Source organism: Caballeronia sp. GACF4 (assembly GCF_023631025.1).
Lineage (GTDB): Bacteria > Pseudomonadota > Gammaproteobacteria > Burkholderiales > Burkholderiaceae > Caballeronia.
Genome location: NZ_JALQDW010000032.1, coordinates 1 through 13,326, shown reverse-complemented (window position 1 = coordinate 13,326; position 13,326 = coordinate 1). Strand labels below are relative to the sequence as shown.

Genomic DNA, 13,326 nt, shown 5'->3' with positions numbered 1-13,326 from the left:
TGCTGGTTTTACAAGCAGGGTCGAGGCAAGGATGGTCAACTGGACACGCTCGTGTTCACGGACAATCCGCGCGGGTACGTGCGCTCGATCGACCTACCCCTGCTCTCTGACTCGGGCATGAACAGCAACTGGCATGAGGCTGCACTCTCCGTCAGCGAGACGCGTACGCTGGTGCCGGCCGCCATCGAGTTGTGGGAACGCAATTACCGCACGCCGGAAGATCCGCTGCGGGCAAGCGCGAGCGTTTCCGATGAGGCCAATGACCAATCGGTCTTCGGGCGAATCAGCGGTAGCGCGGAATTTCATCTGACGCCTCAGCAGGGTGAGTCGCGAGCACAGACGCGGCGCGACGAGCAGATTGCAAAGCAGGTAAAGCTTTCGGGCAAGAGCAACGCGAAGGGCATGGCACCTGGCGTGGTGGTCAAGCTGACCAATACGAAGCTGGCGAGCGCTCCGTATGGATTCGTGGTCGAGTCGATGACGATGAAGGGCAGCCGATCGAAACCGGCGCATGTCCGCTTCAAGGCGATGCCCGCGCATCTGGCCTACCGTCCCGACTTCGTTTATGAACGCGACTGGAGATTTCTGAAGGGACCGGTCGTTGGCGTCGTCACAACGTTTGACTCGTCGCCTTATGGCTGCATGGACGAGCATGGCCGATATCCTGTGTTGCCGAAGTTCCTGCAGGGAACGGCTAACACTGACAAGCAGTTGCTGAAGCTGCGGCTGCTTCGTCCGTCTTCGTCGTATCAAGGTGGCTTCCATTCGCCTTTGCTGCCGTCCACGGAGGTTTTGCTTGGTGCGGCGCATGCCGATGTAGATCGCATGCATATCGTCGGAGCGCTCCATGACTACTCGCATCCGGACGTGGTGCACGGCGCCGATGCGATGTTCAGTTACGCAATCTGGCGCGCGCCGCTGCTCGGCGCCGAGGTCGTCTTCAATGATCTGCGAGGCAAGGAAAGCGCGCGTATCGCCACGGTCTACAGCCAGACGGCGTTCAATCAGGGCTATCTGCTCAACAGTAAAAAACTTGCGCGAGGCGAGGGCTTTGAAGCGACCACCCAGGCTTGGGGGACCGTGCGCGCAGCGAAAGGACTGTTCTTTTCGGCCGATGCAGCGGCTGGCGCTGATACGCCGCACTTGGAGATGCCCGCTGCCGTCGCGCAACTGAAGGCCGCGCTACAGCGCGTAACGGACCTTGCGGCGGCGACGACACAGGCCGGTGCCGATCCTGCCGACCGGGCTAAGCAGGCGGCGCTCCAGGACAGCCTGAACCAGCTTCGCGACGCGGGGCTGCTCGCGAGCGCCCCTGGCGGCATGGCATTCGTGACGCCGAAGTCAATACAGCACTCGGCGGGCGAGAACCTGATCGCGACGGCCCGAGACATGGACGTCAGCATTGCGAAACGTCTGCGCATGGCGGCGGGCGAGCTGATTTCGCTATGCGCGCATAAGCTCGGTATCAATCTGGTGGCTGCAAAAGGGAAACTGACTGCCGCAGCACTGACGGACGGCATGGACCTCTTCGCGCAGAAGCAGCTCCGCGTTGCGAGCGAGAGCGCGGACGTCCAGGTGGCCGCGAAGTCGAAAATCACGCTTAACAGCGGCGGGGCCTCGCTCGTGATCGAGAACGGCAACATGACATTCCACTGTCCTGGTGCGTTCACCATCAAGGCGGGCTCGTTCACGTTCGTTGGCCCCGACAACATGCCCGCAGTGCTGCCAGTCCTGCCAAAAAGCAACCTGACGCTCAATGAGCGGTACTCCCATACGAACTGACGCGCCATGATTATCAGCCCTCCGTTTTTGCCTGAATCCGGCCTTACGTCTAGCGACCAATCGAAGCCGGACCCCATGATGGACGCCGTCGACAAGTTCGAACTTGCACACGGTATTTATCCAATTGCGGTTGACCGGCGCTGGCATTGCGGCGCCCATCTCGCCCCCGACACGCATGGCCCTGTCTATGCAATCGCCGATGGCGAGGTGGTCGCCTACCGGGTCTGCCAGCATGCGATGGACTCGGGCAATGGCAACGCGGGCTTCGTCCTGCTGAAACACTCGACCGAAACGGGCGAAGGTCGCACGCTGACGTTCTATTCGCTCTACATGCACTTGCTGCCGCTCGCCGAGTACCAGTCTTTCGGGCACGACGCAAAACGATTGCCAGAGTTCCTTCGCAAACCTACCGGCCAAGTCGCCCAAGGCGCGGTAGAGCCGGCGGTGGCTGGCGGAGGCAACAAGGTGCGGCGCAAGGACGTTATCGGTTTTCTCGGGCGGTATGAAGGCGTGGTTTATATGCACTTCGAAATCTTCATGATGCCAAGGGATTTCGATAGCTACTTTAGCCATACGGCGCTTGGCATTGCCGGGCCAGACACGTCGACGACGTCGGATTGCTGGGGGCATACCTGGTACACGATTCCCGGCGGACGGCAGTTCTATGCCCTGCCGCCAGGAACGGATGCACACAACAAACTGCATGGCATCAATTTCGATGCAGGCCAAACCGGCACAAACCCATTACCGCTCATCGTTGAGACTTACTTTAGCAAAGGGAGCAAGTACACCAACGTCTGGAGCGTCGCGACGGATGGATCGCGCACGCTGCTAACCGCGCAGCCAGTAGCTGGAGCCGATTACGAATACAATCTTTATCGTCGCGCGACGGCGCTCTACAGCGCCTGCCCGAGCGACGGGTACGAGATGCTGCGCTTCGGGCGCATCCTCTCGACGCCGGCGACGCTGTCCGGGAGAGACTGTGCGACATGGGTGAAAGTGACCTACGCCCCGGGAGCGCAGGGTTACATTGATATCAACAACACCTCGGTTAAGAAGTTGTCTGACGCGGATTTCCCGTCGTTTGTGGGCTGGCAGAAAATTAGCGATGGCGCTACGCCCTTTGGCAGCGATGGGCTGTGCGATATCGACGCACTCAAGAAAATCGTCAAGGATGCTGAACCATCAGGCACGGCGCCAACGACCGAAGCGCAGAAGGCCGAAGCGCTTTCAAGCTATGTAAAAAGTCATGATGGCGTACGCCAGGCGTTGTGCGGATTCATTTGCAACGCCCCAAGCGAATGGGATAGCACGAACAACGAAACGCGCTACGCAAAACTGCTCGATGAAGGCGGCTTTTATCACGGCAACAATCAGGGTTACAACGACTTTCTTAAGTATCTTAAGGAAATACAGTTTTGGGGCGTGACGGGTCTTCCCGCAGGGCAGAAGCTGTGGTTCTTCCATCCGCTTGCGTTTATCCGGCATTTTAGGAAGTGCGGATGGTTGAGCTTGCGCGAGCAGACGCAGTTGCTACCTCGCAATTCGATGCTTGATGCCGGCGGAAAGATCCTTTGGGCTGAGAGCGAGAAGCGATTTACTGGCGGAAACGACGATGCTAGGGGCCAATCGCCGAGCGGCATATGGAAGGCACTTAATCATATGTTTCTTAAATATGGGTTTAGCAGTAGTCTGCGCAAGGCCCACTTCTTGGGGCAAATTTTCAAGGAGACTGGGGCTTTATGCTCAACGAGAGAAAATGGAAACGCAGAGTATTTCCGGAAAATGTATGAGGATTATACGGCCAGCGATGCGGCCTATGATTTCGACAACAAGCACAATTGGCTGAAGAATCTTGGCTTTCTGAAAAACCGTGATCGCGCTACTTACATAGCTCAGCGTCCTGGAGAAGTTCACAGAAAGGCTGTCGCTGGTGGAAATGTGCAGCCCGGTGACGGCCCTCGTTTCTGCGGGCGCGGTTTAATTCACCTCACATGGAGAAATGGCTATAAAGAATATGGAGAGTACCGCGCGAAAGATTTCACGACTGATCCAAATCCTGCGCTACTGCAAGCTGATGCGGAAACGGCTGCGGATTCCGCAGGCTACTTCTGGGTTAAAACTCGTATCGATGCGAAAGCCGACCACGGAGCAAACGACATTGATGTGCAGCATTGCTTCGCCTCGGTAGGTGGAGCAGGTGGGTTGCCAGCGCGAAAGCAGTTTTTTCGCTATGCCTATTTTATTCTTGGTGATGCGCCAGACATGGCCGCAGATAGCCAATTGAAACGGCAAGAGGAATAAGGGTGATCTCGATTGCTGATTAAAAAAATCGGGATCTGTTTTACTGTTTCTTGTTCGCCGATCGGCTTTAGTTACAGTCGAATTTGAAAAGGAATAATTTGTTATGAATAGTCGACAGACTTTTGCATTGCGCTTGTTGCTGACGTTGTTCTTTCTCTCCTTAACACACCAGGCCTGTGCAACAGATGTTCCTACTGAAGTACAGGCGGCAGTGAGTGCTCGTGTTAGCGTTGGCCTCAACCTGCAGCCTCCCATCATTAATGCGGGACCCGCGATGGCGGGAGTTTATGTGTATTTTGTGGCGAACACTTCCGATGAGCCGGGTTATACGAAGAACAACAGACCTTACATGTTGGATGCACATTTGCTGTTCGCTGACGGAAACCATCTTTGGCATGATGTGCAATTCGATCGCTACATGAAAGATGACGGTATTCCGGAAATCGCCAGCGTATTTTTTGCAAATGCGGATCATGATCCGAAAAGCAAGGAAATCGTTGTTTTGGTGCGGACGCCGCTTAACCATTACGATTACGGAGGCGAATATTATGATGGCTACATCTACAAACTAACAGGAAACGCTCAAAATGGCGCTGTTTTCGCGGGATGGCAGAGTGATGCCAGCGCAACCTTTCAAGATCAATGTGAATGTAGCTTTCGCGATGGGCATTCTACAAAAGCACAGTATAAAGACGCTAAGTCCATTCGAAAGGCCCTTGCGAATAAATACCAAGTTTCGTCTGAATCGAAATGATTGCGCCTTATTCTACGCTAAGTACGACATTAAAGTGAGTCCGGATTAATCAGTAACTGACGATAATTACCCATTGCATTTGATCGGCGCTGGCATTACAGCGTCCATCTGGCCCCCAACGCGCATGGTCTTGCGTTTGAAATCGCTGATGGCGAGGTCGTTAGATATTGGGTCTGCCAGTATGCAATGGACTCAAGCAATGGTAACACGGGTTTGTTCTGACGAAGTACTCGGCCGGAACGGGCGAAGTCGCACACTGAGGCTCCATCCGCTCCACATTGCACTTACTGCTGTACGCCGTTTGAGCGTGAAGCAGCCAAAGCATATAACGGTAAAAGGATGAACATGTGCGAAAATAGCCTTAGTTATGACAATTGTCGAAGAGTGTCGTCTGTGCGTATTTACGGTTTTCGCAAGAACATTAGGGACGCGGGAGCAGCGTTTCGTTTCTTTCGAATTTGTTCTAAGGTTGTTTGCGCTGTTGATGGAGATGGTTGAATACCGAGAACCACTGCGCGGCTTGCAAAAGAAGAGCCGGTGATAAAAGATATGACAATATTTATTAGCGCTTCGTTTATCGAAGTCGAAAGCGCCTTAGTTTACGCGTATAATTAAGGAACGTCTTCTGTGAAATTTGACTTCTTCGTCTTTGTAGCTTTATTTTCTGCCTCAATCCACGCATCCTGTAATACTGATGAGCCGAAGGGATCAGGATCTTTCAATTTGTCTATCCAGAACGAGGCTGGTAACTTTCAATGCTTGATAGACGAGGAACCAATCGGCGCCGCGCTCAGTTCTGATGGTAAAACAGTTATCGTCTCTGGTACGGGCTACCTTCCTATTACTGAATTAAGTCACTGTAAGGCAGACGTCACTGCTCACGTTCGGCGCGCTGCCCCCCCACGTGGGATTCCTATCAGACGTAAATATCAAGGCGGGCATTTATGCATCGATGGTTCCGGTTAGCGTGTCGCCCATGAGTTTTTTGGCGGTGGTTGCAAAAATCGGAAGCGACAAAAGTCTAGTTAAAAAGCCAGGCTTTTATAGGACTACAGTGAGCGAGGCTAAGCTGAAAGAGGAGGCGTCTTCGGATATGAACCCGGTTATATCACTCGATGGAAAATATATATCGGTGGATCGACGTCAGTGCGGCTCAGATACAGAAGTCAATGTAGTCGAAATTAAAACTGGAAAAACAATAGTAATCGATAACAAAACTTGCAGCAAGCTGTTCAATTGGCTTGCGAATTGAAAACCTCATTCGCATAGGCGACAACACGTCGGGAACAAAACAATTAATCCTCCTATCCAGAAGATGCAAGTGTGGCACCAATGCTAAAATCTGAATAGTTAATGGAACTAAATAGATTATCCTTTGGGCTTTGGTGCTTGTTTATCTTTCGGTAAGCGCAGTTGAGCGTGAGCAGATTGTCTCTCCGGCTCCTGGCATCAAGGCTATGATTGAAATCGAAAGGAAAGGCTTTGATTTGGACGGCAGGTTATGCTGGCGGTAACAATCAAGGGCGAGTGGACGTTGATGCAGAAAAGCCGTTAAATTTATACGTTGATGATTATGAGTTTAGTGGTCAATTTGGGTTTGCCGTATGGCATGTGGATTACGGGATGGGAACGTACTCGATTTATAGAGTTTTACATTTTCTCCATCGACTAAAAAATTTGTAGACCGGGGTCCGGCGCCGTTGTATGGGGGATGAATTTATCGACTTGAAAGTCGACAAGAAAAGACATCGTATGTTTAGTACGTATTGGGATAAAAACGTCCCAAGAATATGCCTCACTCGGCTGCCGCCTATCAAGTAATAAGGTTCACATCCGCAATAGCAAAAATTGGCTTTCGAATTGAAAACTCTCATCTACAATGGCGATAAGATTGAAAATGGCGGCGAAGTTCTTGATGAATAACGTGACTATTGAAAAGCTTGTCGCCATAATGCTATTCGTCTCGTTCGCTACATTTAATATGAGCGCCAATTCCAGCGCCTTGGCAGTCGGACCAATACCGGCTATTTCGAATATTTCGCCGGGCTTGAAAAAAGCCATTGATGCGCTAAAGGCGCGCGTTAAGTCAGATGCTAAAGGTTGCGCTGAAACAGCAAAAGGAATGAGGTCAACTGCACAATATAGTTCTTTCATCAGGAAAGTGCTAGACACGGATAGAGTAGTCGCCCTTCAGGTGTCGGGGGACATGATTTGAGATGGTGTGCATCCTTCGTCGTTTCAATATGGAGTTGCATTCGAAAAGGCAAGTGGGAAACGGCTTGATTTGAATCGAGTGTATAACATTGCTATCCGACAGGATGGCCGTCTATTTGTTCGACCTGATCTCATCGATTCGGTGAAACTAGCTATAGGTCAGCTAACAAGAATAACCCGTTCTGTCTTTCCGCAACGGAATTGGAAGACGAGCTGGCTAATTTTCCAATCACGTTTTCTCCACTTCCAGATGGATCTATTGCTCTTTACTATGCGGCACCGGATGTATCTGCCGTTTGCTTTCCCGTTTTGCGGTTGGAGCCAAATGAGTTTTCAAAGTTTAGAGATGCGAAACAGGCGCCGGAAATACGCATTGCCGTAGGCCCTTTTTTTTTCAATACTGATTCAAGGGCCTTGCAATTAAGCGTGGTTATGTCGATTTGGGACGGCAACTTGATTCACTCGATCTTCGAAGGAAGTGCTGCCGCAAAAGATGTTGCGTATTGGGGTCAAGAAAAGGGATGGCGGGCATTTCAAGGATGGTCCAAAAGTGGATAATCATGAGATTCTTGGAAATGACGCCTATTCCCGCGTAGATGCCGCAGGTCTTTTATGCGTGCATACTTTGCTTGAAAAGTTCGCGGATCGAGGAATTCCTAAGAGTTTGTCTCGCGCGGTGACCAAGATAGGCCACCCGTATGATGTAAAAAGTTCGCCATTGCGTTGCAACAAGACGAAAAAAGCATTCCAAGTATTGGGGATCAGTTATGAAAAAGTACTTACTTCTGACTCTGATGGCCATGTTCATTGGTGATGTACATGCGACAATTGTCAGTTCTTGCGATGGAGGTTATTCAGCAAAAAATGATGGTCGCGGCCGACTGATAGTGGAGCATGGTGAGAAAAAAATTGGTTCGGCACATATTGATCATGCTATCGATGGTGGCACGTTTAGCCTAGATGACTCTATTTTGGTCTTGTTCGGGTTGCCGAAGAAACTTGACACGCACTACCCTCAAGTAACACATCTTTCAGTGTATCTTGTAAAGCCAAAAATCCATCTTATCGAAAGTGCTGTGTATGGTGGGGGGGTATATGACGCTACCTTTAGCGAAGAACAGAAATTTATCGTTGTACGTAATCAATTTGGGGTTGATGTGATAAATCTTAAGGAGCCGAAAGCTCAGTCGTTTGAAGCGACTTACGTCCCTCCGTTCAAGACACAGCAATGCGCCAAAAAGTAACTGTATAAAATGAAATCCCCCAACCGCAAAAGGCGACAAACTAGAAAACGGCGGCGAAGTAACCGGCGGCTCCGAATGGTTCGTATTCATGGGTCGCCCGCTCGCCCGCAAGGGCGACGAAGCCCTTTGCAATGAGCACGGCCCGACCGTCATCGACGAGGGCTACACAAAGTTCCCCGACCGCGACGGCAAGCCGGTTGCCTTTCACCACTACCGTTGCGCGTGCGGCTGCCGCCTGATCTCGTCGCTCCAGAACGTCAATATCGAGTAATGCCGGTCGATCTGTCTTTGGCCGGACGCCCTAGTGCCTATCCACGCCGCCCACGGTTTTGGCCGTGGTGGTTCTGCATCTGGCTTGCCTGCAACGTTTTAGGCGTTGCCGTTGCCATGCTGCTCTGGCGGAAGGGACAGCCCGTGAGTGGCGCGCCGTTCTGGTTCTGGTTCGTTGGGGTACCCAACGGCGTATTCCTGATCCTGTTTGCCATTGAGCGCGCTGGCTACGAGGGTCTCTGGTATCGGGCGTACTGGCGCAACTATCATCGTAGCCGTTGGCTGGCGGAGCGGTTGCGCAGGGCACAAAAGCCCCTCGAGGTACTCGGTGTCGGCTACTGCCTGCCGCTTGGCGAACAGACGCTTGCCGGTGCGATTGCTGCCAGGGAACGCATGCCTGCAGCGCAGTTGCCCCGTGCAGGTGCTGAACTCGTCTTTCACGCTCGTTTCGAGGACGCGGACTGGATGGTCGACGAACCTGATGCGGTCGGTCTTGATGTGGACGAAGAAAGCATTCAGGCGGGCCGTGTGCCGAAGAAAATCGAGTTGCTGACGCTCAAGATTGCCAATGCGCTTAAGCCGCTTGAGACGAGCCTACGCGCCCTGACGTGCTACGAGCGGCAATGGTGGCCGCAGATTCGCGTACTGAGCGCGACGGGAAGCGAGCAGCGGGACATTGCGCGGGTCATTGACGCACTGCGTATTGCGGGCCTGCCGCCGCTCGCGGTGCAAGCGGTAGCGGCTACGGATGGCCTAATGGTTGCCGATGCGTGGCTCGACGCAAAGGACGCGCGTCCACTGCTCGTCGTCGCGACCGCATGGCACGAGGCTGGACCGCCCGAAGGCAGCACCGAGGGGTGCGTCGCCGTACTCCTGACGGCGGGATACTTCCGGCTGCCGGACACGGTCAAGGTCAAGGTCGCCGCGCTGCTTCACAGGCCCGTTACGGCGCTTGCGGGCGAAGTCGAACACGGCTTCGCCAATGCTGCGGTATGGGGTAAGGCTGACTTCGCTTCAATCGTTCGCGCATGGATAACGCGTCCTATAGATGGAGGCGACAGAGCGTTACGCGCGGCCAATATGGATTCCATTTCAAAAGACGAGGCGCAGCGACGCTCCGACCGCATCGCCGGCGACCTCGGCGACGCAAACGGCTGGCTGTCCATCATAGCGGCGATCGAATCAGGCGCGGCAGATGGTCCGCAACTCATCATAGACGGCTTACAGTCCGCAGTCCTGCGCGTAACGCCCGCAATAAACGATAACAACCGGAATACCGATGAACGACCCCAGGCTTACCCTGCGCTCGCTTAAGCCCCCAACCGCGAACGAGGAATCCGCGCCGTCGAGCCGTCTGCCAATCTGGGGGATACCCGTCGGGGCGCTGATCGTCGCCCTGCTCGCAATCGGCTTCGTATCGCTGCGCGGCGATATTGTTGGCGTCTCGGCCGGTGAAGCTCATCTGAAGGCGGTCATTGACATTCTGTCGATCTTCGCAGTCGTTGTCGTCGTTCACCTCATCCTGTTCCCGACTGGCGCCTATGGCTTTGCCACGCGGCTTTTTCGCTTCGAAACCGGCGACCGCACTACGACGGCGAAGCCGCTCAAGCGCGACGCGCGACTGCAACGCGTGGCCGAGGAAATGCGCGTCGCGCATGGCTGGTTCTGGCGTAGCCGTCTGCGCTGGCTGATGGTCGACGGCAGCGATACGCGGGTCGATCAGGTTGCACCGGGACTCAAGCAGGCAGGCGTTATACACGTCGGCGAGACCGTCCTCGTTCACGCCGCGCCGGACGGTATCGCAAAAGAGAAGTGGCTCGGCCAGATACGCAGATTGCGTAGTCGTCGCCCGGTCGATGGTCTGGTCCACGTCGCAAATGCCGACGAGCCCGATGCGGACCTGCCCCGCACGCTCTCGTTGATTGCCACCGCGCTCGGCTGGGCCGCGCCCATCACGTTCCTTCACCCGGTCGAGACCGAGGGTCGTCCATCCGAACGGTTCGAAGCGATCGGCGCCTTCATGCCGAACGAGTCGCGTAGGCAGGCGCAGCATGCCGCCGAATGCGTGCCTGACTTGCTCGACCACGTTCAGTGGAGGTCGGCAGACGCGGGCGTGAGCCTTCATACGCGCGAGAAGGCGATATGGCTGTTGCAAATCTCGAAGTATGTTTGCGACCATGCCGCGCGGATTGCTACGACCCTGGGCACGCTTGCCTCGTCGAACTGGCTGCGTGCGCCGCTCGCAGGCGTCATGTTCGCGCCGGTCTTTCCGGTGCCAACTGTCGTACCGGTACCGATACCGGTCGGGGACGAGGATGCAAACGCCACGCCGGATCAGCCTGCCGATGCTCCGCAGGTAATGACGGTTACGCGCGAGCAGCCAGCCGCGTTGCTTCCGGTATGGAAAGAGATCGCTGCCAGGGCGCCCCGTTATCGGGGCCGGCGCGCGGGCTTGTACTGGCGCGATGCGGTTGCAATGGCGGCCCTAACCGGGGCCGTGGTATGGGCGGTCGCGCTGGTCGTCTCGGGCCTCGGTAACCACGCGCTAATCAAGGATGCCGAAGCGACCGCGTGGGCGGCTCTGCAGGCAGCGCCAGGTTCGCCACAGGCAATGCGTGCGCAACTCGCCCTGCAGCAGCAGATCGAGACGCTCGAATACCGCCGGGATCATGGCGTACCGTGGCATCTGCGCGCAGGTCTCGCGCGCAACGATGAACTCCTCGACGCGCTCTGGCAACCGTATCAGACCGTGGCCATACGCAACCTGCGCGATCCGTCCACCCATCAACTCGAAGCCACGCTCACGCAACTCGCTCAGTCTCGCGCCGACGCACTGCCCAGCACCGAGGAGCAACAGCGCGACTACGACGCGCTCAAGACGTATCTAATGCTGGCGCAGCCTCAACATGCAGACGCTGCCTACCTCGCCAAGCAGTTGCCGACCACGTGGCCCGCAATCGCCGGCATGAGCACGGGCGAATGGCTCGACACCTCACAACGGCTCGCGTCGTTCTACGCGTCTCATCTGCGCGCGCATCCTGAATGGCGACTCCATGCATCGGATGATCTGACCCAAGCCGCGCGCAACATGCTCGTCAATCAGATCGGCCTGCAGAACTCCGACGACACGCTCTACCAATCCGTGCTGGAGCGGGCGAAGGGCAAATACGCCGATATGTCGCTCGTGACGCTGATCAACGGAGCGGACGCACGCGGCTTATTCACGACGACGCAAACCGTACCGGGCATCTACACGCGCGCCGCATGGGACGGCATGATCGGCGAGGCGATCGACAAGGCCGCCAAGGAAGGGCGCGTGGCGGCGGACTGGGTGCTCGCCGACGAACGCGCCGCGCGCGTGCCGGGCGCGGCGCTCGAAGCGCATCAGGACATCGAGGAAGTGAGGCAGCGCCTGCGCGCGCGCTATTTCGCAAGCTATACCGCCGCGTGGCAGGCGATGCTGAACAGCCTGCAATGGCAGAATGCGACCAATCTAGGCAGCGCGATCACGCAGCTCACGCGCTTGACCGATGCGCAGACCTCGCCGCTGATTGCGTTGATGAAATCGGTTCAGTATCAGGCACAGGCGGGACGTCCCTCGCAGGCGCTCTCGGATACGCTAGTGCGCAAAGCACAGGACCTGATCGGCAACAAGACAGGCATCGCGAGTGCTCAGGAAGTCGATCCGCTGGACAAACCTTTCGGCCCGCTGCTCGCGTTGATGGGCGATGACGTGGTGACGGGCACGGCCAGCAAGTCGAACGGCAAGCCCACGAAAAGCGTCGCCGATTTCAGCGGCGTGAGCCTCGCGCACTTCCTGACGGTGGCCACGACCATGCGCCTGAAGCTGCAGCAAATCGCCACCAGCACCGACGCCCAGGCGATGGCCCGACAGATGGCACAGGCGGTGTTTCAGGGCAAGCTCTCGGAACTCACGCAGGCACGCGACGATGCCGCGCTCACTGCCGCAAGCCTTGGCTCGCAATGGTCGGGCTTCGGCGACGCGCTGTTCTCGCGGCCCCTGGACGTGGCGTGGCAAACCATTCTGCAACCGGCCGCGGCCAGTCTGAACGAGGCGTGGCGCTTGTCGATCGCCGCGCCGTTTGCGAGCAGCTTCAACGGGCACTACCCATTCTCGGACACCGACGCAGATGCCTCGTTCGCCGAGCTGGGTCGCTACATCAAGCCCGACACCGGACTGATCTCGCGCTTTGTGACGACACAGCTCGCAGGCACGCTTCAGCCTGAAGGCAATGCGTGGGCGCCGAACGAACTCGCGCCACAAGCATTGCAGTTCGCTCCGGAGTTCCTCTCGGCACTGCGCCAGTTGTCGACGCTCGGCGCGCAGTTGTACGCGCAGGGCGATGCCAGCTACCGGTTCCAGCTCATGCCGCATCCAAATCCGGACGTCACCCGCAATATCCTGAGCATCGACGGCGCGAAGATCGAGTACTTCAATCAATTGGAGACATATACCTCGATTGTGTGGCCGGCGATCGGGCAAAGCGGCTCGAGCGGCCAGAACGGCCGTGTACAACTGACGTGGGAGTCGCTCGACGCCGGAGCACGCATTGCTTTCGCCGCCAACGGCGATTGGGCATGGCTGCGCTTGCTCGCTACTGCTCAAGTCAAGCCGCTTGACAGCACCACCTATGAGCTGACCTTCAATCAAGGCAACGGTTTTCCTCTGCAGTACGACCTCAAAGCGCAGGTCGGCGCGGGGCCGCTCGATTTGCTCAAGCTGCGCGGCTTCAAGAT

10 protein-coding genes are annotated in these 13,326 nt (G+C 55.9%); 9 read left to right on the top strand and 1 reads right to left on the bottom strand.

Annotated elements, in window-relative coordinates:
- The 4 genes from NCR40_RS27930 to NCR40_RS27915 all read left to right on the top strand — a co-directional run.
- Nucleotides 1–1,782, top strand: a 1,782-nt coding sequence (locus tag NCR40_RS27930) for a type VI secretion system Vgr family protein (RefSeq protein ID WP_250511367.1), incomplete at its 5' end; no start/stop codon positions are given.
- 75 nt (nucleotides 1,783–1,857) lie between these two features.
- Nucleotides 1,858–4,086 (top strand): M23 family metallopeptidase, encoded by a 2,229-nt coding sequence (locus tag NCR40_RS27925; protein WP_250511366.1) that lies wholly within the window; start codon nucleotides 1,858–1,860, stop codon nucleotides 4,084–4,086.
- A 103-nt stretch (nucleotides 4,087–4,189) separates the two neighbouring features.
- Entirely contained in the window at nucleotides 4,190–4,840 is a 651-nt protein-coding gene (locus NCR40_RS27920; RefSeq protein ID WP_250511365.1) for a hypothetical protein, read from the top strand.
- Between the two features lie 976 nt (nucleotides 4,841–5,816).
- On the top strand, nucleotides 5,817–6,092 hold the full coding sequence (locus NCR40_RS27915; protein ID WP_250511364.1) for a hypothetical protein: 276 nt from the start codon (nucleotides 5,817–5,819) through the stop codon (nucleotides 6,090–6,092).
- Between the two features lie 575 nt (nucleotides 6,093–6,667).
- On the opposite strand, the gene NCR40_RS27910 is transcribed toward NCR40_RS27915, so the two are convergent.
- Nucleotides 6,668–6,994: a hypothetical protein gene (locus NCR40_RS27910; protein ID WP_250511363.1), complete on the bottom strand. Its 327-nt coding sequence runs from the start codon at nucleotides 6,992–6,994 to the stop codon at nucleotides 6,668–6,670.
- A gap of 538 nt (nucleotides 6,995–7,532) precedes the next feature.
- On the opposite strand from NCR40_RS27910, the gene NCR40_RS27905 reads away from it, so the two are divergent.
- From NCR40_RS27905 to NCR40_RS27885, 5 genes are all read left to right on the top strand, one after another.
- Nucleotides 7,533–7,868 carry a hypothetical protein gene (locus NCR40_RS27905; RefSeq protein WP_250511362.1) on the top strand — a complete coding sequence of 112 codons (336 nt, stop codon included), beginning with the start codon at nucleotides 7,533–7,535 and terminating at the stop codon, nucleotides 7,866–7,868.
- On the top strand, nucleotides 7,822–8,298 hold the full coding sequence (locus NCR40_RS27900) for a hypothetical protein (RefSeq protein ID WP_250511361.1): 477 nt from the start codon (nucleotides 7,822–7,824) through the stop codon (nucleotides 8,296–8,298). Before NCR40_RS27905 ends, NCR40_RS27900 begins: the two co-directional genes overlap by 47 nt.
- An 88-nt stretch (nucleotides 8,299–8,386) precedes the next feature.
- On the top strand, nucleotides 8,387–8,569 hold the full coding sequence (locus NCR40_RS27895; protein WP_502801038.1) for a PAAR domain-containing protein: 183 nt from the start codon (nucleotides 8,387–8,389) through the stop codon (nucleotides 8,567–8,569).
- Nucleotides 8,569–9,882: a KPHS_23130 family T6SS system protein gene (locus NCR40_RS27890; RefSeq protein WP_502801037.1), complete on the top strand. Its 1,314-nt coding sequence runs from the start codon at nucleotides 8,569–8,571 to the stop codon at nucleotides 9,880–9,882. The genes NCR40_RS27895 and NCR40_RS27890 overlap by 1 nt, the downstream gene beginning before the upstream one ends.
- Nucleotides 9,848–13,326, top strand: a 3,479-nt coding sequence (locus NCR40_RS27885; RefSeq protein WP_250511359.1) for an ImcF-related family protein, incomplete at its 3' end; no start/stop codon positions are given. The genes NCR40_RS27890 and NCR40_RS27885, both read left to right, overlap by 35 nt.